General features: G+C 58.9%; 19 protein-coding genes. 6 read left to right on the forward strand and 13 right to left on the reverse strand.

Translation table 11 applies throughout. The annotated features are described in order from the left end of the window. Window positions 1-37 precede the first annotated feature (37 nt). Window positions 38-1,147 carry an S-(hydroxymethyl)glutathione dehydrogenase/class III alcohol dehydrogenase gene (locus tag ACYVIT_RS03910; RefSeq protein ID WP_094838715.1) on the forward strand — a complete coding sequence of 370 codons (1,110 nt, stop codon included), beginning with the start codon at window positions 38-40 and terminating at the stop codon, window positions 1,145-1,147. A 186-nt stretch (window positions 1,148-1,333) separates the two neighbouring features. Here ACYVIT_RS03910 and ACYVIT_RS03915 read toward each other — a convergent pair whose 3' ends face one another. The 3 genes from ACYVIT_RS03915 to ACYVIT_RS03925 form a co-directional block, all read right to left on the reverse strand. Beyond that, window positions 1,334-2,275, reverse strand: a complete 942-nt coding sequence (locus ACYVIT_RS03915; protein WP_415805291.1) for a 2-hydroxyacid dehydrogenase — start codon at window positions 2,273-2,275, stop codon at window positions 1,334-1,336. A 176-nt stretch (window positions 2,276-2,451) separates the two neighbouring features. Further along, the gene (locus tag ACYVIT_RS03920; protein ID WP_415805290.1) at window positions 2,452-2,994 is read right to left on the reverse strand and encodes a nucleoside deaminase; all 543 of its coding nucleotides are present in this window, start codon (window positions 2,992-2,994) and stop codon (window positions 2,452-2,454) included. Window positions 2,995-3,091: 97 nt separating this feature from the next. Beyond that, window positions 3,092-4,096 carry a LacI family DNA-binding transcriptional regulator gene (locus ACYVIT_RS03925; RefSeq protein ID WP_415805289.1) on the reverse strand — a complete coding sequence of 335 codons (1,005 nt, stop codon included), beginning with the start codon at window positions 4,094-4,096 and terminating at the stop codon, window positions 3,092-3,094. Window positions 4,097-4,238: 142 nt separating this feature from the next. On the opposite strand from ACYVIT_RS03925, the gene ACYVIT_RS03930 reads away from it, so the two are divergent. After that, on the forward strand, window positions 4,239-5,219 hold the full coding sequence (locus ACYVIT_RS03930) for a Bug family tripartite tricarboxylate transporter substrate binding protein (protein WP_415805288.1): 981 nt from the start codon (window positions 4,239-4,241) through the stop codon (window positions 5,217-5,219). A gap of 37 nt (window positions 5,220-5,256) precedes the next feature. Next, window positions 5,257-6,453: an L-talarate/galactarate dehydratase gene (locus ACYVIT_RS03935; RefSeq protein WP_415805287.1), complete on the forward strand. Its 1,197-nt coding sequence runs from the start codon at window positions 5,257-5,259 to the stop codon at window positions 6,451-6,453. 470 nt (window positions 6,454-6,923) lie between these two features. On the opposite strand, the gene ACYVIT_RS03940 is transcribed toward ACYVIT_RS03935, so the two are convergent. The 4 genes from ACYVIT_RS03940 to ACYVIT_RS03955 form a co-directional block, all read right to left on the reverse strand. Continuing rightward, window positions 6,924-7,091, reverse strand: coding sequence for a hypothetical protein (locus tag ACYVIT_RS03940; RefSeq protein ID WP_415808944.1), 168 nt, complete (start codon window positions 7,089-7,091; stop codon window positions 6,924-6,926). Between the two features lie 509 nt (window positions 7,092-7,600). Next, window positions 7,601-7,915, reverse strand: a complete 315-nt coding sequence (locus tag ACYVIT_RS03945; RefSeq protein WP_415808945.1) for a Dabb family protein — start codon at window positions 7,913-7,915, stop codon at window positions 7,601-7,603. Next, window positions 7,912-8,382 (reverse strand): nuclear transport factor 2 family protein, encoded by a 471-nt coding sequence (locus tag ACYVIT_RS03950; protein ID WP_415808946.1) that lies wholly within the window; start codon window positions 8,380-8,382, stop codon window positions 7,912-7,914. The genes ACYVIT_RS03945 and ACYVIT_RS03950 overlap by 4 nt, the downstream gene beginning before the upstream one ends. A 16-nt stretch (window positions 8,383-8,398) precedes the next feature. Beyond that, a complete protein-coding gene (locus ACYVIT_RS03955) occupies window positions 8,399-9,202 on the reverse strand; it encodes an RraA family protein (protein ID WP_415808947.1) in 804 nt (267 codons plus the stop codon). Window positions 9,203-9,353: 151 nt separating this feature from the next. On the opposite strand from ACYVIT_RS03955, the gene ACYVIT_RS03960 reads away from it, so the two are divergent. Next, a complete protein-coding gene (locus ACYVIT_RS03960) occupies window positions 9,354-10,943 on the forward strand; it encodes an IclR family transcriptional regulator domain-containing protein (protein WP_415808948.1) in 1,590 nt (529 codons plus the stop codon). A gap of 90 nt (window positions 10,944-11,033) precedes the next feature. Here the strand turns inward: ACYVIT_RS03960 and ACYVIT_RS03965 are convergent, their stop codons facing one another. The 4 genes from ACYVIT_RS03965 to ACYVIT_RS03980 form a co-directional block, all read right to left on the reverse strand. Continuing rightward, window positions 11,034-13,463: a carbohydrate-binding family V/XII gene (locus tag ACYVIT_RS03965; RefSeq protein WP_415808949.1), complete on the reverse strand. Its 2,430-nt coding sequence runs from the start codon at window positions 13,461-13,463 to the stop codon at window positions 11,034-11,036. Window positions 13,464-13,630: 167 nt separating this feature from the next. Next, window positions 13,631-14,254, reverse strand: a complete 624-nt coding sequence (locus ACYVIT_RS03970; RefSeq protein WP_460478154.1) for an FMN-binding negative transcriptional regulator — start codon at window positions 14,252-14,254, stop codon at window positions 13,631-13,633. Window positions 14,255-14,431: 177 nt separating this feature from the next. Further along, the gene (locus ACYVIT_RS03975; RefSeq protein ID WP_415808951.1) at window positions 14,432-14,935 is read right to left on the reverse strand and encodes a hypothetical protein; all 504 of its coding nucleotides are present in this window, start codon (window positions 14,933-14,935) and stop codon (window positions 14,432-14,434) included. Window positions 14,936-15,053: 118 nt separating this feature from the next. Continuing rightward, window positions 15,054-15,596, reverse strand: coding sequence for a hypothetical protein (locus ACYVIT_RS03980; RefSeq protein WP_415808952.1), 543 nt, complete (start codon window positions 15,594-15,596; stop codon window positions 15,054-15,056). Between the two features lie 386 nt (window positions 15,597-15,982). Between ACYVIT_RS03980 and ACYVIT_RS03985 the strand changes: the two genes are divergently transcribed. Further along, on the forward strand, window positions 15,983-16,831 hold the full coding sequence (locus tag ACYVIT_RS03985; RefSeq protein ID WP_415808953.1) for a DUF4189 domain-containing protein: 849 nt from the start codon (window positions 15,983-15,985) through the stop codon (window positions 16,829-16,831). 99 nt (window positions 16,832-16,930) lie between these two features. Here ACYVIT_RS03985 and ACYVIT_RS03990 read toward each other — a convergent pair whose 3' ends face one another. Both ACYVIT_RS03990 and ACYVIT_RS03995 read right to left on the reverse strand, forming a co-directional pair. Further along, window positions 16,931-17,797 (reverse strand): isocitrate lyase/PEP mutase family protein, encoded by an 867-nt coding sequence (locus tag ACYVIT_RS03990; protein ID WP_415808954.1) that lies wholly within the window; start codon window positions 17,795-17,797, stop codon window positions 16,931-16,933. Then, on the reverse strand, window positions 17,794-18,978 hold the full coding sequence (locus ACYVIT_RS03995) for a TauD/TfdA family dioxygenase (protein WP_415808955.1): 1,185 nt from the start codon (window positions 18,976-18,978) through the stop codon (window positions 17,794-17,796). The genes ACYVIT_RS03990 and ACYVIT_RS03995 overlap by 4 nt, the downstream gene beginning before the upstream one ends. A 110-nt stretch (window positions 18,979-19,088) precedes the next feature. On the opposite strand from ACYVIT_RS03995, the gene ACYVIT_RS04000 reads away from it, so the two are divergent. Beyond that, the gene (locus ACYVIT_RS04000; protein ID WP_415808956.1) at window positions 19,089-19,979 is read left to right on the forward strand and encodes a LysR family transcriptional regulator; all 891 of its coding nucleotides are present in this window, start codon (window positions 19,089-19,091) and stop codon (window positions 19,977-19,979) included. Window positions 19,980-20,011 lie beyond the last annotated feature (32 nt).

Consider the following 20,011-nt stretch of genomic DNA (forward strand, 5'->3'; position numbering starts at 1 on the left):
TGATGCTGTTTGCCTTTTTTCTTTACGGAGCTTTTCCATGAAATCACGTGCCGCCGTCGCCTTTGCCGCAGGCCAGCCCCTGCAGATCGTCGAGCTCGATGTCGAACCTCCCCGTAAAGGAGAAGTGCTCATCAAGATTACGCATACTGGTGTGTGTCACACCGATGCTTTTACGTTGTCCGGTGAGGATCCCGAGGGTTTGTTCCCCGTCGTTCTGGGCCACGAAGGCGCCGGTATCGTGGTCGAGGTTGGCGAGGGCGTCACCAGCGTCAAGCCGGGCGATCACGTCATTCCGCTCTACACCGCTGAATGCGGCGAATGCCTGTTCTGCAAATCGGGCAAGACCAATTTGTGTGTGGCCGTGCGCGCCACGCAGGGCAAAGGCGTGATGCCTGATGGTACGACGCGTTTTTCCTACAACGGCCAGCCTGTATATCACTACATGGGCTGTTCGACGTTCAGCGAATACACCGTGGTGGCCGAGGTGTCTTTGGCCAAGATCAATCCGAATGCCAACCCGGAACATGTTTGTCTGCTGGGTTGCGGTGTGACGACGGGTATTGGCGCGGTGCATAACACCGCCAAGGTTCAAGAGGGTGATTCCGTTGCGGTGTTTGGCCTGGGCGGTATCGGACTGGCCGTGATCCAGGGAGCACGTCAGGCCAAGGCAGGCCGCATTATCGCGGTTGATACGAACCCCGACAAATTCGGTCTGGCGAAGGTCTTCGGCGCGACGGATTGCCTGAACCCCAAGGACTTTGACAAGCCTATCCAGGAAGTCATTGTGGGCATGACCGGTTGGGGCGTGGACCACTCGTTCGAATGTATCGGCAACGTCAATGTCATGCGCGCTGCGCTCGAGTGTGCGCACCGTGGCTGGGGCCAGTCGGTCGTGATCGGAGTGGCTGGCGCCGGCCAGGAAATCTCGACGCGTCCGTTCCAGTTGGTGACGGGGCGCCGTTGGCTAGGCACAGCTTTTGGTGGCGTGAAGGGCCGCACGCAATTGCCGGGCATGGTCGAAGACGCGATGTCGGGCAAGATCGAGCTCGCGCCGTTTGTCACGCACACCATGGAGCTGGACGAGATCAACAGTGCGTTTGATTTGATGCACGAAGGCAAGTCGATTCGTAGCGTGGTGCACTATTAAGTTCAGCCTGAACAATGCTGTTTTATAACGGGCATTGCGGGGCATGAGTTCTGTTGGACGACGAAGCGGGGCGGTGACCGTGTTGGCGCTTCACGGAGTCGGTCGGCCGCCTGCGCGTCCGACTGCCGCGTTGCTCGTTTCGTCCGGACCCGCCCCATTGCTTATTTGGTGCGTGTCAGCACGATATTAGATGGGAGTCAGCAATGGCTCTCCCGCATACAGGCGGCGCGCATTTTCCAGGAACTTATCGACAGTGAGCTGGATGGCTTCGGGCGACCAGCCGGCCACGTGGGGCGTCAATACCAAATTGGTCAGGTCGAATAGCGAGGACGGGACATGGGGCTCGTCTTCGTAGACGTCCAAGGCCGCGCCTTTGATGAGGTCGTGACGCAGCGCATGTTCTAGCGCGGCAGTATCGACCACGCTGCCGCGGGCAATGTTGACCAAATATCCTTCGCTGCCGAGTTGGTTGAGGATATCCGCGTTAACGAGATGCTGCGTGTCAGGCCCGCCTGGGGTGGCGACGACGAGAATATCTGCCCATTCGGCGAGTGCACTGAGCGACGGGAAATACGTGTGTGCACCATCTGCGCGCTGCCGGCGATTGTGGTAGCCGATTGCCATGTCGAAGGCTTGGGCTCGTTTGGCGATTTTTTCGCCGATGGCACCGAGACCCAGAATGCCCAGTTTTTTGCCCGATACATGAAGCGGCCATGGGATTTCCGTGCGCCAGAAACCCTTGCGGGTGAGTTGATCCAATTGAGGCACGTTGCGAATCATGGACAGTATCAGCGCCATCGTATGGTCCGCAACACAGGTGTCATTGGTGCCTGCGCCATTCGAGGTGGAAATGCCGCGCTGTTTGGCATGGGCCACGTCGATTTTTTCGTAGCCCACGCCCAATGCGTGCGCCAGCTTCAGTCTGGGCAAGGCATCGATTTGTGCAGCGGTGAGCCCGATTGAGCCTATGCTCAGTGCGACTTCGATGCGATCAGCCGCTGCCGCGATGGTTTCCGCAGCCAGCTCAGGCGTAGGGGCGTACAGCACCTCGAAGTGTTCGGCGATCTGTTCGCGATGGGCTTCCGAGACCGGGTTGAAGATAATCAGTGCGGGCTTTGGGGATGGCATAGTGGATCGTGATGGCAATGGAGTATTGGACTGACAGCCACCTGAGAGTAGCCGTCGGGCCCGGGATCATTAATGTGCCAAGTGTAGTGGACGCGGCGTATTAACGTGAGTATCCATTGCGCAGGCAGGCCAGGGCTGTTGCCGAGCCCGGTCACTGCTTAATCCTTGCTATCCAACTATCGTCCGTTGGCTGTAGCGTAGTATCGAACCTGAAGTTGATGAACCTCTTCGGCAAGTCCATCATCCGGCCCATCGACAACCGTATCTGCGATGACCTCGTTGATTGGCAACGCATATACCCGCGACGATGGGACGCCTAGCGCGGATAGCCAGGTGCGCAGTTGCGCTGAAGAACTGGCATAGACGATTCGGCCGAGTCCGACCCAGCCGTGCGCTGCGGCGCACATGGCACAGTGCTCGCCCGATGTGTAAACCGTTGCTTGTGCCCGCTCTTCGGGGCGCAAGTTTTGTGCTGCCCAGCGTGCTATTTCAAACTCCGGGTGCCGGGTAGCATCGCCGCCCGAAACGCGGTTATGGTCTTCAAACAATACTTCGCCCCTCGCTGAGACCAGCAATGATCCAAAGGGTTGGTCGCCTGCAGCCAGCGCTGCCTTTGCCAGCTCGATACAACGTCGAAGGTATTTGCGATCTTGTTCACTGATCATTGTTGACTCCAATAAATAATCGATCCTGAATAATCTCTTCTCTTTAGTATCCATGCGGCTCTAGACGTTTTTTCGAGCGTGAGAATTGCAGGACTTGAGATTACAAAAGTCCATTCTCCTGCAAATTCTGCCCACAGCGCGTGCAGCTCAGTCATGTGCTGGCTCGCTGAATGACTTCGAAGCCGATGTTGCAGGGTTTGCCGCTCTTGCGACCCTGAGTCAGGCGTTCCAGCAGTAAACGGCCAGCTTGTGCCCCTATTGCTGCCCGGTCAATACGCAGTGTACTGAGGGTGGGGTGGGCTGCACGTGCAATAGGCAGATCACCAAAACCCATCACGGCCAGCTTCCCCGGCACGGTCCAGCCGCGTTGCTGGCAGGCAAACAGCACGCCGGTTGCGAGCAGGTCGTTGTTGCAGAAGATCGCCGTAATCTCAGGACGGCGTGCCATCAGACGGTGCAGGCTGTCGGCGGCAGCGTCTACCTGCACCGGGGGAGCAATCAACTCTGCTTCGACCTTGCGGCGCGTTGCTGACGCGAAACCTGCCAGGCGTTCGCGAGCCCGGGGCTCGTCAGCACCGATAAAGGCCAGCGTACGATGTCCCCGGTGCAGTAAATGCTCCGCTGCGGCAGCCCCTGCGTCTCTGTTTGAAAAGCCGACAAGCATGTCGATCGCTTTGGCTCCCTGCTCGCCAGGCAAGTCCCAGGTTTGTACGACGGGAATACCGGCGCGGCGTAGTTTGATGCGCAGCGACGCCGAATGGTTTGTGCCTGTAAGGACGATGCCATCGACGCGACGTCCCAGAAAAGCGTCGATCAGGGCGCCTTCTGTATCCGGGCAGTAGCCGCTTTGACCCAATAACAGTTGGTACCCGTCCCGTGTCAGCGTTTGGGCCAGCGCTTCGATGGTTTCAGAGAAAACCAGATTAGAGATGGTCGGCACGATAGCCGCGACGATACGTGAACGATTGGACGCGAGGCTGCCAGCCGTCAGGTTAGGGACATACCCCAATCTATCGACAGCTGCCTTGACCGCTGCCAAGGTATCGGGGGCAACCAAGTCTGGCGTATTGATGGCACGAGATACGGTTACCAGCGAGACGCCAGCAGCATAGGCAACGTCGCTCATGCGGGCTTTGGCGGAGGGCGGGCGCGGCATGGTTGGTGAAATTTCCAAATTATGGGACTGTTGACGGCAGCAGGCAGAAATCGGGATTGCGAAATTTCCGCCAGCCGTCAAAATGAAAGCGCTTTCAAATTCTACATAAAACTACGGCGATCGGCCGAAAAAGGAGACCACGATGAATCGTAGAACTCTGTTGATTGCGCTCGGCCTGCTCGCCAGTGTGGCGAGCATTCCTGCCACGGCGTTTGGACAGAATGATGACTATCCGTCTCGTCCTGTCACGATCATTGTGCCGTTTCCTGCAGGCGGTACCAGTGATCTGATGGGACGTTTGATGGCAGATGTATTGGGACGGCAGCTTGGAAAGCCATTCGTGGTAGAGAACAAGGGTGGCGCGGGCGGTGCTATCGGCACTGATCAGGCGGCACGCGCCAAGCCTGATGGCTATACCTTGTTGTTATCTGGCATCGGTAGCAATGCCATCATTCACGGCTTCAGTCCCAAGCCGCCGTATGATTCCGCAAAGGACTTTGTCCATATTTCTCAGTTGGCGGCGGGCCCCAATGTGCTGGTGGTCAATCCGTCGTTTCCAGCCAAGACGTTTGGCGAATTTGTCGCATGGGTCAAGGCGAATCCCGGAAAATTCAATTTTGGCCAGGTCAACGCCTCGTCGGGGCATGTGACGACCGAGTATCTGAAACAGGTTGCCGGCCTGGACATGGTAGGGATTCCGTATAAAGGCAGCGCTCCCGCATTGAATGATGTGCTGGCCAATCAGATCAACGGGATGTTCACCAATCAGGACGTGGTGTTGCCTCATGTCCAGGCAGGCAAGCTGCGCGCCCTGGCGGTGACCAGCGAGCAACGTAACCCGCTTTATCCCGATGTGCCGACGGTCGCCGAATCAGGGTATCCCGGCTTCAGCGCGGTTTCGTGGACGGGCTTGTCTGCTCCGAAAGGCACGCCGCCTGCTATCGTGAAGAAACTGGAAACCGCCATGATCAAGGGATTCGCAGATCCGGCGGTACGTCAAAAACTGGAGGTGGCCGGGTTTGTCGTGGTTACCTCGAAATCCGAGGATTTCACTCGCTTTGTCGACAGCGAGATTGCCCGTTGGGCGCAGGTGGTACAGAAAGCAGGCATCAAATTGAATTGAGTGGACGCTCGTTAATCCCGATATTGGAACACCCATCATGAAAGCTGTTGAATCGAATATTGTTTCTTACGCCAAGGCCGACGCGAATGTGCGCACTGCTGCCGAAAGTGGTGATCGCATTGAGTGGATCAAGGTATCGCTGATCTATCTGCCATTGGATACGCCCGTCAGTGACGCAAAGGTCCTGACCGGCCGTCAAAAGCCGTTGACGGAAATCGCCTTTATCTTTGCCGAGATTCGCACGCGTGATGGGCACGAAGGGATCGGGTTCGGTTATTCGAAGCGCGCGGGTGGTCCGGGGATGTACGCGCATGCCAAGGAGATCGCGCCGAATCTGCTCGGTGAAGATCCCAGCGATATTCCGCGCCTGTTTACCAAACTGCTCTGGGCTGGAGCCTCTATGGGGCGCAGCGGCTTGACGACCCAGGCGATTGCGCCGTTTGATATCGCGTTGTGGGATCTCAAGGCTAAACGCGCGGGACTGCCGTTGGCCAAGTTGCTGGGCGCTCATCGTGATTCGGTACAGTGCTACAACACGTCGGGTGGCTATCTGCATACGCCTCTGGATCAGGTGTTGAAGAACGTGCAGATTTCCCGGGAAAGCGGTATCGGCGGGATCAAGTTGAAAGTCGGCCAGCCTGATCTGTCCATCGATATTCATCGTGTCGGCGAGGTCCGCAAACTGTTGGGGAATGAATTCCCTCTGATGGTCGATGCCAATCAACAATGGGATCGTCAAAAGGCCACGCGCGCCTGCCGTGCGTTGGAGCAATTCGATTTGACCTGGATCGAAGAGCCGCTGGACGCGTATGACTTCGAAGGGCACGCTTTGTTGGCGGACCGCTTTGATACGGCGATTGCCACGGGAGAAATGTTGACCAGCGCTGGTGAACACGCCCAACTGATCATGACCGAGGGTAGTGATTTCATTCAGCCCGATGCGCCTCGGGTGGGTGGTATCACGCCGTTCCTGGAGATCATGTCGCTGGGTGCCTTCAAAGGCCGCAAACTAGCGCCGCATTTCGCGATGGAAATCCATCTGCATTTGGCCGCCGCATATCCGATTGAGCCGTGGTTGGAGCATTTCGAATGGTTGGGGCCGATGTTCAACGAGCAGATGCAGTTGAAAGACGGACGCATGTATGTGTCGGATCGGACTGGGTTGGGATTCTCGTTGAGTGAACAGGCCCTGCGCTGGCGTGCGGATTCGGAGGAGTTCGGTAAACGGCCCTGAGGGGAGTTGTCGCCCGGGGGGGGCGTTAGAGGGTTAGGTGGAGTGAGGGTGGCTGTGCTTATTGGACGTCGAGCCGAGGCAATCGGGCCGTGAGGGCGCCTCAAAGCCGAGTGAAGCGGATGTCGAAGGGAGCGCGTAGGCGCGGACGAGACGAGCGAACACGGTGTCCGGCGCCCGCGCGCCGGACCGGCTTTGTGAAGCCCTCACGGCCCGATTGCCTCGGCTCGACTCGCAGTAACTCAAGCTCATGACATCGCTGGCACGGTTGTTTTGCTTGGCGTTTTTCTGCCGCCGTGTTGGCAAAGAGAAAGATCTTGCAGTGCTGCGATTCGCGTGTGCCCTGCACACACGCGAATCGCGATCGGTCCGGGCATGCGACGGGGTGGCGTGGTGCCAGGTTGGAAGATCTGCTTGGCTAGCGTTGATGCATGCGAAGATGACGCATGGAACGTACGATGAGATGTAGAGCGTCATGACGCATAGAACGAGGGCACGTAGAACGTCACCACACGTAGGACATCGGGATACGCAGAGCGTGCGAAGAGGCGTCGCCCCATCGTCGGATATCGCGAAATCGTGGCGCGAACAATCTCCTGCTGATCGATGAGAAATCGTTGCTCGAGAGATCTTCTGTTCATCCCCGATGCCACGGTCGTTGCATGCCGATCACGAACGCGATTCATGGGCGCGCCCGTAGGCGGCTATGAATCGCCGCCCTGCAAGATCTTCATCCTTGCAAAAGTCCGTTCCTACGAAGCCTACGAAGACCAGCCGTGCCAGCGGCGAGGGAATCAGAGATGCTGCGAGTCGAAGCGGGGCAGTGACCGTGTTGGCGCGCCTCGGAGTCGCGCGAGCGGACGTCGTAGGTAGGCCCGAAGGGGCCGGACGAGACGAGCGACGCGGCAGTCGGACGCGCAGGCGACCGACCGACTCCGTGAAGCGCCAACACGGTCACTGCCCCGCTTCGACGTTCAATAGCACTCATGCCCCCGTCCTGCTCAAGATGCAACGTCCAACAGAACTCATGCCCCCTTCCTGCCCCCGGCGCCACCGTCCACTAGAGCCACGCAGCGTACCGTTCACGCTGCAGTATCAGACGATGTGATCGATTCATCTGCACGGCCGTCATGGTACCGGCCAATGCTGTTCAAGCAGCCGTTGAGTCCGCACCCACTGTATAGTCCACAGCCGCCCATTCAAAATAAGGTTTCAGATCTGCGACCAAGGCCTGGTGCAGAGGATGAAGCAGATAGGCGTCGAGCGCCTCGGCATCGGCGACTTCTGATTCGAGCACATAGTCCCAGCTGATCGGGCGTTCGAATTCATTGGCCGCAACGCGCCAGAACTGAATGGCAGGGATATCCGCGCCGAGGGCTGTCATGCGTGCTGCCAGATCGGCTTCTCGTTGCGGGTCCCGGGCGACGTCCGGGCGGCGGCGAAAGAGTACGATGTGACGGATCATTCGCCTGCCCTCGTCGCGCTCTTCAGGTGGTAGCCGCGGCCAGAATAGTCAAAATCCACCAATTCGTTGATCGTGGCCTTAGAGTCCGCAGGCGAGGCGTAGTACGCGCGGATCTCGGAGATTTTGCCCGTCTCGGGATCGAAGTCATACCACTCTGCGCCTCTCAAAGCAGTGCCTGGCTTGTTTTTCCAATGCGTCCATTCGATCATGGCCTCGGGGGAATCGTGGCTGACGATGATACGTTCGATGGTCCATTGCGAGCCTAGCGTTTCGACGCACCATACCCACTTGCGGGCGATCGTGTCGGCGCTGCGCCAGGGGACTTCCGGTAGTCCGGCGGGGAAATAATGTACCGCGTCCGGCGTAAAGCAATCGACGAGTGCGTTGTAGTCTGCGGCATTGCAGGCGTCGAAATAGCGTCGGATGAGTGCGGCGTAGTAGTCGGGGGTATAGGATGGGGACATCATGGTTCCTCGGTGGGTATCAGCGGCCTGCCGGCTGTGCAGGAGTGATGGCGGGGCGGCCGGCAGCGATCCATTGCTTGTACTGCTCGCGTGTCGCATCGCTGGGCGGATACAGTCCCCACAAGGGTTCTCCAGCCTGGACCCTGAGAGCCAGATACGCTTCGATGTCATCACGTTTTTCGCAGAGGTCGGCCATTTCCTCGGCCATGTGAGCGGGGATGACGGTGATGTTGTCGCCATCGCCGTGGATAACGTCGCCAGGGTAGATAGCCACGCCTGCGCAACCGATCGGGACTTGCAAGTCCGCGACATGGTGATAGCTCAATCGTGTCGTGGCGGTGACACCTGTGCTCCAGATCGGGAAATCCATATTGCTCAGCTCGGTGCCATCGCGAAAGGTGCCGTCAGTGACGACCCCGCGGGCGCCGCGCATCATCATGCGGGTGATCAGCATATTTCCCATCGATGCCGCACGGCCATCCTGATTGCTGTCGATGACTAATACATGGCCGGGCTCGACTTGTTCTACGCCTACCCATTGCAGATTGTCGGCATCGGGGGCGGTCGTTAGATTGCCGTAGAAATCCACATCCTCGCGGGCAGGAATGAAACGCATCGTGTAGGCGCGGCCCGCAAAGGGCTTGATCTTTTTATTCAAGGGGCGCAGGCCATGCAATACCGGTTGTCGAATGCCCTTTATATAAAGCTGAGTGGTCAATGAACCGCTGGTTGCCTTGGCCAGACGGTCGAGAACCGAATCAGGCACATAGGGGGCCGGAGCGCGTTGAGGAATACTAGTCAAGGGCGCAGGCACGTCTTTCATGATGTCTGTCTCACATTATGGGATTGAAGGGATGCGCGGTGTGGCGCATGCACATGGGTTCATCCTAGTGAGCTTTGAGGTGAAATAGAATGGATTGACCGATACCCGCTGGCAGCGATGGCGGGTCCAGTACCACCATTTGAGACAAACCATGGCCACCTCTGCAGGCGAGGGCACCGGCGCCCTCGAGAAAGCGCTGGATGTGCTGGATGCTGTGGGCACGGCACCAGAAGGATTGGGGCAAAGTGAGTTGGCCGAACGCCTGGCATTGCCGCGTACGACGGTGTATCGCTTGCTGGCGACGCTGGTCGCGCGCGGTCTATTGCGGCGGGACCCGTTGCGCAAGGTGTATTGCCTGGGTTTTCGTTGTTTTGAAATGGCGCGTCAGGCTTATGCCATGCCGGATCTGGTGGCAGCTGCCGCATACGAATTGCGCTTGTTGCGCGATTTGACCGGCGAGACTACCTATCTGGCCGCGCTCGACGGGCGCGAAGTGATTTCGCTGGAGCGTTGCGATGGCGCACATAGCCAGCGCTCTGCGGCGGCGCTAGGCGAGCGCAAGCCTGTGCATTGCACGAGCCAGGGCAAAGCGATTTTGTCGGCGATGCCGGATGCGGAACGTGAGAGTTTCGTTCGGGATGCCGTACTCAAAGCGTTGACGCCGTTGACGATTACCGATCGCCGCCGCCTGCATGCGGAGTTGGGCATTACCCGGGCGCGTGGATATGCCATCGATGATGAGGAAATCGTGCTCGGTGTGCGCTGCGTGGGTGCGCCGGTCATTGACAGTGCAGGTCAGGTGCGTGGCGCGATCAGTGTCGCGGGGCCGGCGTATCGTTTGACACGGGAGCGTCTGGAATTGCTGGGCCCTGAGGTGGCGGAGGCAGCGCGGCGAGTGGGGGCGCAACTACAGACGCAGGCGGCTGATACGAACGCGGATGCCGAAGCGTCTGTCAACGCGGTGCCGGGTAGATGGGCGTTTCATGGAGCACATCCGATATCATCGGATGGCGGACGGAAACTGTGGTGGGCAGATGTGCTCGCCCCATCACTGCGCTTGTATGAGAATGGCGAGGATCGGGAGATCTGCCGTGTGGAGGCCCCCATCATCGGTTTGGTCCACGATGGAGAGGGTGTCATCGTCGTGCATCAGTCTGGGGTGCAGCGGGTCAGTGCTGATGGAACGGCGACAGCGTTGGTGTCATGGATCAACGGTTCGGTGCTGGCGCTGTGCAATGGCGAAGAGCAAGCTATTTGGGTCGCGTGTGGTCTGCCGGAATCAGGGGCGGCGATAGGATTATTGCGTGCCGATGGCACGTTGGACGTGCGCTGGCGGATTGGTGAGCCTGTACAAAGCTTGGCTTGGCATGCCAGCGAGAAAACGTTGTATGCGGCCTTGCAGGGATCTGGATCGATTGTGATGCTGCGGCCTGGCGAGAACGCTGTACGCCGGTTGACGAGTTTGCCGCGAGGGTCTGGCCGAGTCAGTGGGTTGGCATTCGATGCACAGGGCGGTATCTGGACGGCGTTGGCTGATGGCTGGTCAGTGATTCGCTTGACGCGGGATGGTCAGCTGGATCGCGTGGTCGGTTTGCCTGTGCCATGTCCGACCGACCTGGCCATGATTCAACGTGCGGATGGCGCGGCACAACTGGCGATCACGACCGAACGGCATCGCGTGTCTATTGATGCATTGGGCAGTGCGCCCTTGTCGGGGCGGCTGCTGTTGCTGGATTTGTGAAAATCAAAGGCTTGTAAACGACTAGCGATCGCACGAGGCGGTGTCCTCACCATCCCCGTCCCGGATCGAATGTCGACGATATCCGGGGGCCTAGCGGCGCCAGCCTCGGCCACCTCCGAATCCACCGAAACGTCCGCCACCAAAACGGTCACCTCCGCCAAAGCGCCCTGCAAAATCCGAATCGCCGCGCATGGCGTTGAATCGGTCATCGCTCCAGTCGCGAGCCTGGCGCTGGTCATTCAGATAGTTCGACACATTGCCGGATGAAAAATCGCTGCGCTGGATTGGCTGCCAGCCTGAGGAGGTGTGAGTCTGCCAGCCTCCGTCGGCGGAGTGCTGGTAGACATGGCCGTCGGCGTCGCCGTAGATGTGGCCGTTGTTCCACGCAACCGAGTTGCCGGTGTGGCTGTCATGCGCGACGCCACGGCGGTCCACGTTATCGGCGCCATCGCCGGCTTGGCCGTTGGCCGTGGTGCTGGAGACGATGGTGCGTCCGGTATTGGCATTGTTGCGTACGCTTTGCCGGCCGGCGCGCCACTGGCCGTCGTCGTTTTCGACAACCCCCGAGCGGCTGGCGCCTGAGACGCCGGTCGAGTTGTTCCTGTAGGCGTCGCGCTGCCCCGCGGCGGCATTGCCGGTGTAGGCGTTGTAATCGGCGCCGCGTGATCCCTCAAAGTGGCTGCCGGTGGCGGCGTTATAGCCGTCGGCATGCGCAGTGCGCCATTCGTTGCCGGTCCAGTTGTTGTAGCCCACGCTGCGGGTGACGGTGCCGTGCCCCCAGCCGCCGTACACGTTGACCGTATTGATGTCCACGCCGCGCGAGTACGGGAAACCGCCGTACGGCCCCCAATAGGGCTCGGGCCCCCACATGTCGGCCATGGCGAAGCCGAAGGCAAATCCCGCGGCGGTGCTCAATGCGGCGTTATAGCCATAGGTGGGCGGATAGCCGACCCAGCTGTTGTTCACAATGACGGGAGGATAGGTGTAGCCCGTGCCATAGACCACCGTGCCATCGGGGCCGGCGATCATGCCCAAGTAACCGGGCGTATAGCCGACCACGACCGTATCTGGCGTGGAGCCATAGATGTGCACGTACGTGACGTAATGCAGAGGCGATTCAGGAGGAATGGTGTAGACCGCCGCGGGTACGGAGGCCGCCACACGCCAGGGACCTTGCGGTGAGCTGGCGGTGAACCACACCGCCTGGGACAAGGCGTAATACTCGTTGCTCGTGACTTGAATCACCGGCACAGACGTGTTGACGGCGTAACGCAACTGCGTGCCGGCGACGCGGTCGAAATTCGGCGTGCCGCCGACGTAGTCCACATGCAGTGTGGCCTTGGTGCGAGATACGGTTGCGGTTTGAGGGATGGTCGAGGCAATGAGGGCTTCTTTGGCTTGAGGTGTGCCGGGCACGGAGGCGAGCACACCCGCTTGTGGATCATGCACGTCGATGCGGGCAAAGTCGGCGCCCAGTTTGTTGCCAGGAACATAGCTCCACGTGCCGTTCAATGTGGAGGCGCTGAACCAGCGTCCGGACACCAGCAGGTAATAGCGGTTGTCCGCCGGCTGCATGAACAGGGCATGGTCCGCATTGTTGACGGACAGCAGGTTGGTGCCCTGCACGGGCCGCATCTGTGCCTGGCCCTGGATCAGGACCAGTTCGGCAGGTTCGGACGACACGATCAAGGCAGGCGCAGCGGGAGGGCGTGCCGCGCCTTTTGCGAGCATGGGATCGACCGGTGCCTGTTGTGCAGCGGTTGCTGCGACGGTGAGCAGGCCTTGCGATGGGGATTCGCTGCGCCACCCCTCGGATAATGAGCGCGAGGTGTACCAATAGCCCGCTGCGTTGACGTGATAGTCGCCATCCGTACCACGCAGAATCAAGGTCCGGCTATTGACGACGCGTTGCCAGCCATCGGCGTGAGCGACGGGCTTTAGGACAGGGTCGCCATCGACCAGTACCAATACGGCGGGGGCGTTTTCGACGAAGATGCGCGGCGGCGTATTTTTGACCGGCATGGCCTTCAAGCTCGATAGCTGCTTGGAAGCGGCATAGCTCAGTTGCAGTTCGCTCAGGCGCAGCGTCAGCTCAACCGGCAGGCGCGAGCTGAACTGGTCTCGTATGGCCTGTGCTTTGTCGGGTTCGGTGGGAACTTGGACACGCGTAATCTGCAGTTGTGTCAGGTGGACTTCGTCGTTGGCTTTGTCGGTATTGGCGTCGGCACTGAAATCCGCTACCCCGTACGTTGGTTGGCCATTGCTCGGGCCCATTGCAATGGCCATGCGGCCTGTGATGCGGTTACCTGTCCAGGTATCGATTTGCGGCTGGTAGACCTCGTAGCGCGTGCCATGAAACTCCAGCGTGCGAGGCCATTGGGGGGCTGCGCTCTGGGATTGCGGTGCCGCGGTTTGTTGTGGTGCTGGTTGCGCAAAGACGCTGACGCTGCTGGCTGCCAACGGAGTAGTGAACAAGGCCGCGACGATGGCCGCGGTACGCACGCTTTTTGTTTGAAACATGAAGCTTTCCTCGGGAGGGGCTTTCGTTTTTTAGGGGAGCGTGGCTTCGCTACGTCAGGGAAGCCAAAGGGCAAGGCAGGACATCCACAAAGGATCAGAAGGCTGTCGTATTTAATGGCACTTATCGGAGAGTGTCCAGCGTTGATTGGTCGTATTTTCGCGTCGGTTCAGTCGAGGTCCCGCATGGAAGCCGACAACTCGATCGCGCCACGTGCCTGCAGGGCATCGACTGCGCCCAGTCGATCGCGAGTGTCTTTGTTCTGGCTGAGTTTACGCTTGCCGATCAGGGACGTGATGTCGATTTCTATGCCCACGATGTGTTGCAGCATTTCATCGATGAATGCGGGCTCGGAGTCGCCCATTTTCCATGGCTTGGGTTCGGATGCCTCATGGGTTTTGGTCAGACGCGCCACAATGCGGCGCACGAAGCGTTCGTCGTCGTGGATGGTGAGAACGCCATGAGCGTGTACGACCTCATAGTTCCAGGTGGGAACTTGGCGGTGGGCTTCGTGCTTGCTGGGGTACCAGTTTGGCGAGATGTAGCCCTCGGCGCCCCGAAAGACGACCAGCACCTCGGACCCTGTCGGACAGCTTTGCCATACCGGATTGGCGCGCGCAACGTGGGCCGACAGCCGTCCGTGCGCGCCAACAGCCGGGTCCAGCTCGAATGGAATGTGATTGGCGTCCAGGCCATGGCCGCTATGAGTAATCAGGATGCCCAGCGGATGTTCGCGAATGATGCGATGCAGCGTTTCCGGCTGGTTTTCAGCAAAATGAGCGGGGATATACATAGCAGTTGGGGAAAGTGGCGTGGTTGGCGGACGATGCCGGGTATTTTTTCTCAAAAACTGGATCAATAGGAAGATCCCGTTTTGAGTAATTTAAACGAACCAGTTTGCTATGTCCCCGCGCAGAATCTGCCGCTTGGGGGGACGGCGTTGCTATGCGTATTCCGGTGCTTCCGTGCCCTAGTAATAGATATCGACGTAATCGGTCAGGTGATCGCAGGTCTGCATTTGCTGCAGGCGCCAGTAGCGGCGTTTGCCTGTGGCTTTGAATTCAAAATCGCCGGTACGCTCGCAACGACGTCCTTGGTCCGGTGCGTCCACGATCAGGATGGTGCCGCGAAAGACAAAGCGGTCTTTGTCGATCGAGACAATATCGCCTTTGATATCGAGCGCACCTTCGGCGTTTTCTTGTGTGCCTGCGATGCTGATGACATCGTTTTTATCCGTCGCCACCAGGTGGCCCCGTTCGTCGGACCAGAGCCATTGCAGGGTGACGCCGCTATTGTGCATCAGGCGTTCGTAGGCAGTCTGGTCGCGGATTTCGGTTTTTTGCACGGGGGCGAGTGCAGCAGGTTTGGCCGTGGCAGCCGGTGCAGACTCATTTTTTTGTGTGGTGTCGGGCGCTGCCATGACGGCAGAGGCACTCAAGGCGAGGCCGAGCGTAAGAAAAAACAGACGCTGCATTCTTTTTTTTCCAATGCAAAGGTGAAAAGACCAAACAGGGATCGGGGGCATGGCGGGTCTTGTCGATTCAACCTGAATGGATGTGCCGGATTCTAAACGCCGATTATGTCAGCGGCGATCAGTCCATGTAATTGCGAGCCTCTTTCTCACCGGCCCATTTGCGCAGTGCCGAGATGAATTCGGGGCATACGTTGCCTTGTACGCTGGTATCGACGATGACGCTGTCTTGCATGCGTAGCAGCACCGTGCATTCGTAGACCGAGGTGCGATTTTCATAGTGGCCGTAGTTGGTCTGTTGGAAAACAGGTGTCGCAGCTCCGCCCCTGGAGCCGGGAATCATGCCGACCACTTGCTGGCTGCTGCCGTCAGAGACCCATGCTTGATATGGCTGAGCCTGGTAATCCGACCACTCTAATTCCATGGTGTTGCCGACGGGGCGCTGCCTGGACGGCTCGCCCAAGGCTGCAATCGCGTCATCGATGGACCGGCCTTTCATGTTGCGGGCAATGTTCACGCTCGGAGATAGGGAAAAATCGCCCTGTAGCAATCCGCTCAACGAGGGCAGCGAAGAGCTGCCGCCGGACGGCATAGGGGCGCAAGCGCTCAAGCCCAGCGTGGCCAGCAGTGCGGCAAAAATGCCCAGTCGAGAACAGCGGGACATGTGCAAACCTAAGTGATGTGGTGATGTCTGGATGTGACGTATCGGGGTTCCGCGCACAATGCCACAGCGCCAGCCGTTATGGGGCGGAATACGGGTTTTGAGGCGGTGCATTTTGTTTCATTTCGTGACGTTCGGCTTGTTTCGTTTACGTCGGCTTTTTCTGCAGGGCGCAGAAACGCCGATATTTTTACTGAAGATGGAAATCGCTTTGCTTAGTGTTAAATAAAAATTGTTACGTAATATGCGAGCCGGCGTGACATCTCGTGTCAGAAAGTCTAAAGGGCTTTGCTAAGATCGTGCCCATTTGTGACAGCGCCCTTGTGTGCCAGTCACTGTTTGCATGCGTGCCGCTATCGCGTGGCAAGCCCGCTACCTGAATCCTGAAAATGCCTATCCATTTGCTTTCCCGTTGCTTGCCCCTGATGCGTGCTGCCGGCACCGCGCTTGCGCTGTTCTCTGTATTCGTGCTTTCGCCGGTTCATGCGGAAACCGAAAGGTTCTATGGCGCCACATCTACGGATGAAAAATTCGAAAAGCTGTATTGGGCGTTGCCCGAGACAAGCTCCGAGGAGGCGCAGGCTGCCGCAGTGGCTGAATGCAAGCGTGCTGGCGGCAAAAAATGCCAGGCACTGAATTGGTTTGCTGACAGTTGTTCTACATGGGCGCGTGATACAGGCGGGCGGCTGTTTCCAGGGTATAGCGCGTCTCCTGAAATCGCCGCCAAGCAGGCCATTCGCCGTTGTACCGCCGAGAGCCCGCCGGGCAAATGCAAACTGGCTATGCTGCCTGTTTGCGTCGGGCCGGGTTATAGCCCTGAGCATAATCAGGCCGCAGCAAAGGCGACGTCGGCTCAATTGGAGGCCTTGTCAGCCAAGCTGGATCAGCGCGGCTATTGGGGCGCCATTACAGAAACAGAAACCGGCGGCTTGCAGTACGCAGACGACTATCCCAGTGAAGAGGAGGCAGTTAAAACCCTGCTCGAATGGGAGGAGTGCAAAGGTTGCACGAAACTGCTGACCTACACCGATAGCTGCGTCGGATTGGCCTGGGAGAAGGGTGTCAAAGGCCGCGGGACGAGTTTCACGCTACTTAACCTCGATCCTGTCGCCGCACGAAACGAAGCCCGTGCGACCTGCAATGCCAAGCGGGGTACCTCCAGTTGCGTCGCCATGGTTCGTTGTTCAGGGCGTGCCTATATCGACGGCTATCCTGGATTTGACGAAAAGCCGAATTGACGCCACGGCCAAGCCTTGGCCGTGGGACTGCAACGCAATGATCGCATTGGGGCGTGTCGTGTCATACGCATCGCTTCCCAACGCGCGTCGCGTGGGCTATCAGGCTTCGTATTTACGCCCCAGCTCCAATAGCTCGGGTGTACCTATCAGGCCATTGAGCGCATCGAAATTATTCATCTCGTCCCACAAGGGGCGGGTCGTCCCGTGGGTTTTCAGGCCGGCCATGTAGCGCTGCAATTGGCGGGACACAAAACGCGCCGTGCCACCGGGATAGATCACGATGCGATAGCCGCGTGCAGACAATTCGTCCACGCTGCCCACCGGCGTTTTGCCGCCTTCGACCATGTTGGCCAGCAAGGGGATACGGGTTGCGTACTTGCCGCAGACCCGGTCCATATCGTCAGCGGAGACGACGGCTTCGATGAATAGCGCGTCGACACCGCATGCCAGATAGGCGTCGGCACGCTCCAGCGCGGCATCCAGACCCTCGACTGCCACGGCGTCGGTACGTGCGAGAATGAGTGTGTCGGATGAATGGCGCGCATCCAGTGCCGCGCGCAGCTTGCCGCACATTTCCTGCGTGGATACCAAGGTCTTGTTTTCCAGGTGGCCGCAGCGCTTTGGAAATGTCTGGTCTTCCAGCTGGATCATGGCAGCGCCGGCGCGCTCGAAAACGCGTACGGTGCGTTGCGTATTCAGCGCATTGCCGTAACCCGTATCACCATCGACGATGACCGGCAGTTGCACACGGTCGGTGATGCGCGCCAGGACATCGGCAGTTTCTGTTGCAGTTGTCAGGCCGACGTCGGATCGGCCCAGTTGGGTATAGGCGACGGCCCCGCCTGACAAATATAGGGCGTCGAAACCGGCTTGTTCGGCGATCAGCGCGGTCAAGGGATCGTAGACGCCGGGTGCCAGGACCGCGGGGCCTTGTGCGAGGCGTTCGCGCAAGTTGAGCTGGTTCATGCGGCGCTTCCTGCGGTCAGGGTGTCGTTGGATTGAGCAGCCAAATCAGCGACGATAGTTTCCATTTGCTCTTTGGTGACCTTGGGACGCCATGTTTCGAAGGGCATGCTCAACGCTGCGGCTTGGCGCTTTTCGTAGGCGAGGAATTCCTCGGTAATGGAGCTGCCGCGTACGCCGCCGCGCACCGCGCCTGCACGAACGTCGCCGTAGTACGTCGCCCAGTCGTCAGGCAGGGGTTGCGAACCGGGGACGGCCAGCCACAAACGCAGCAGGTGGCGTTTGAGGTCGGGCTCTTCGTAATCCTCGAACGGCGTGCGTGAATGCAGCGTCACGTAGTTGTTCAGCAGCTGCATGTCGCCACGCTCAAGTTCCATCGAATAGCAAAAGCGCTCGCTGGGCATGAGTTCATCCAGCAGGTCCAGGGCCTCGGTCTGTGCAGTGGTCAGGCGCGGGATCTCCGGGAAATCGCGTTGAGCGGCCACGATGTTCTTGCGATTGGTGCGCGCCGAGAAATATTCCGGGTGCGAGCCGAGAATGGGCAACTGATAGTAGGGCGGCTGGGTGGGATCTTGCGTGCTCTGATAGCTATGGAAATACGGGGTTTGCAGCGCGGCGATCAAGTCGGGACGGCGTTTGAGGACCTCGTCGCGCAGCGCAATTGAACTGACGACTTTGCTGGTGCCGCCAGATTTGGCGGTACGGCGGCAAAGCAGTGCTACCACGTCGCAGGAATCCTGGTGAAAATCCAGGCCCGCATTGGTGTTGTAGCCACGGCCGCCTTTGACTTTGTACTCGCCACCGGCGTCACGTACATCGTTGATGAACTGGCTGGCACGGTTCTGCGTGCGGCCCACGCCCATGTACAACGCCAGGCCCCAATAGGCCAGGCGCGTGTCGTCTTCGCTCCAGTCATTGACGGGAAAACCTTTCAGCAAGCACATGCCCCAACGGCGTTGCGTCATATCGATGGCTTGCTGCAGGGCAGCCTGAGCGGCGGCCGATAGCGGGAAGTCTGCTTGTTCCATCGCGAGCAGGGGTTTATCCAGGCGCTTGGCATGTGCCAATGCCGCCTGGATGCCGTCGACTTGCTCGTCGGTCAGGCGCAAAACCCAGGAGTTGTCCTGGCGTACTTGTTCGGCTGTCCAGGGCAATGGGCGCATGGCGGAATCGATGGCGTTCATGTACGTCTCCGTAATGGATAAGAATGTCAGAGGACCAATAACCGCCAGTGTAAGGACGCCGCTTCATTTAGAATAGCGATGTTATTTGAAGAATTTCATAAGAGAATTTGATGAAGATCGAGACCTTTGCCACGCTGGAGGCCGTGCTGCAGACAGGCACCTTTGTGGGGGGCGCGAGACTGATGAATATCACGCCCAGTGCAGTGAGCATGCAGATGAAGCAGCTCGAGGGCTATTTGGGCAAGCCGCTTTTTGATCGTTCGGGGTTGCAGGTACGTCCCACGCAGTTGGCACATGAGGTCGCCGACACCATGCGTGACGCGCTAAAGGGGTTGGATGCATTGCGCTCTGGTACGGTGCTGGCCATCGAGGGCGTTGTGCGAGTGGGTGTTATCGAATCAATGCAGCCCATTGTGTTGCCAGGCATGTTGCGCTTTATACGTGCCCGGCATCCCAAGCTGGATGTTGTACCTATCCGGGGCCGCAGCAGCGGTTTGACAGCGGCGGTCAAGGCCGGTGAGATTGACGCCGCCTTGGTGGCCGAGCCCTCCGGGGCTAAAGCAGGCCGTATGTCGTGGACGCCGATGTTGCGCCGGGAATTGGTGTTGATTACGCCGCCCGATACCCCTGACACACCGATTCCCACGCTGTTTCGCCAATTGGAGTGGATACGTTACGACCGCAAGACCGTGTCTGGCACCATGGCGGCACAGTACGTCAACAATCAGATCGGTGACGTGCGCAGTACGCTTGAATTCGATAATGCGGCGGCGATTGTGGCGATGGTGAGTTCCGGCCTGGGCATATCGGTGGTACAGCGGCCGGATTCCGCTGTCTTGCATAGTTATCCCGCGCGTGTATTCCGCTTGGGTAAGGCCGCCCCGGTATTGCAGCTTTCCATGGTGAGCCGCAAGGCGGATGACGATAGCCGGCCGTTGGCGGTGGTACGCGAGGCGATGGCCATGGCCTGTACGGAATATCAGAAGTTGTTAAAGCAGTGAGTGCGCGGCAGACGTGAGGGCGGGGGGCCGCT

The sequence above is a fragment of the Bordetella muralis genome, assembly GCF_054781015.1.

What these genes read in the sequence shown, in the direction of transcription:
- ACYVIT_RS03910 (WP_094838715.1), top strand. Translation starts at nt 38, where the DNA reads ATGAAATCACGTGCCGCCGTCGCCTTTGCCGCAGGCCAGCCCCTGCAG.
- ACYVIT_RS03915 (WP_415805291.1), bottom strand. Translation starts at nt 2,275, where the DNA reads ATGCCATCCCCAAAGCCCGCACTGATTATCTTCAACCCGGTCTCGGAA.
- ACYVIT_RS03920 (WP_415805290.1), bottom strand. Translation starts at nt 2,994, where the DNA reads ATGGATACTAAAGAGAAGAGATTATTCAGGATCGATTATTTATTGGAG.
- ACYVIT_RS03925 (WP_415805289.1), bottom strand. Translation starts at nt 4,096, where the DNA reads ATGCCGCGCCCGCCCTCCGCCAAAGCCCGCATGAGCGACGTTGCCTAT.
- ACYVIT_RS03930 (WP_415805288.1), top strand. Translation starts at nt 4,239, where the DNA reads ATGAATCGTAGAACTCTGTTGATTGCGCTCGGCCTGCTCGCCAGTGTG.
- ACYVIT_RS03935 (WP_415805287.1), top strand. Translation starts at nt 5,257, where the DNA reads ATGAAAGCTGTTGAATCGAATATTGTTTCTTACGCCAAGGCCGACGCG.
- ACYVIT_RS03940 (WP_415808944.1), bottom strand. Translation starts at nt 7,091, where the DNA reads ATGAACAGAAGATCTCTCGAGCAACGATTTCTCATCGATCAGCAGGAG.
- ACYVIT_RS03945 (WP_415808945.1), bottom strand. Translation starts at nt 7,915, where the DNA reads ATGATCCGTCACATCGTACTCTTTCGCCGCCGCCCGGACGTCGCCCGG.
- ACYVIT_RS03950 (WP_415808946.1), bottom strand. Translation starts at nt 8,382, where the DNA reads ATGATGTCCCCATCCTATACCCCCGACTACTACGCCGCACTCATCCGA.
- ACYVIT_RS03955 (WP_415808947.1), bottom strand. Translation starts at nt 9,202, where the DNA reads ATGAAAGACGTGCCTGCGCCCTTGACTAGTATTCCTCAACGCGCTCCG.
- ACYVIT_RS03960 (WP_415808948.1), top strand. Translation starts at nt 9,354, where the DNA reads ATGGCCACCTCTGCAGGCGAGGGCACCGGCGCCCTCGAGAAAGCGCTG.
- ACYVIT_RS03965 (WP_415808949.1), bottom strand. Translation starts at nt 13,463, where the DNA reads ATGTTTCAAACAAAAAGCGTGCGTACCGCGGCCATCGTCGCGGCCTTG.
- ACYVIT_RS03970 (WP_460478154.1), bottom strand. Translation starts at nt 14,254, where the DNA reads ATGTATATCCCCGCTCATTTTGCTGAAAACCAGCCGGAAACGCTGCAT.
- ACYVIT_RS03975 (WP_415808951.1), bottom strand. Translation starts at nt 14,935, where the DNA reads ATGCAGCGTCTGTTTTTTCTTACGCTCGGCCTCGCCTTGAGTGCCTCT.
- ACYVIT_RS03980 (WP_415808952.1), bottom strand. Translation starts at nt 15,596, where the DNA reads ATGTCCCGCTGTTCTCGACTGGGCATTTTTGCCGCACTGCTGGCCACG.
- ACYVIT_RS03985 (WP_415808953.1), top strand. Translation starts at nt 15,983, where the DNA reads ATGCCTATCCATTTGCTTTCCCGTTGCTTGCCCCTGATGCGTGCTGCC.
- ACYVIT_RS03990 (WP_415808954.1), bottom strand. Translation starts at nt 17,797, where the DNA reads ATGAACCAGCTCAACTTGCGCGAACGCCTCGCACAAGGCCCCGCGGTC.
- ACYVIT_RS03995 (WP_415808955.1), bottom strand. Translation starts at nt 18,978, where the DNA reads ATGAACGCCATCGATTCCGCCATGCGCCCATTGCCCTGGACAGCCGAA.
- ACYVIT_RS04000 (WP_415808956.1), top strand. Translation starts at nt 19,089, where the DNA reads ATGAAGATCGAGACCTTTGCCACGCTGGAGGCCGTGCTGCAGACAGGC.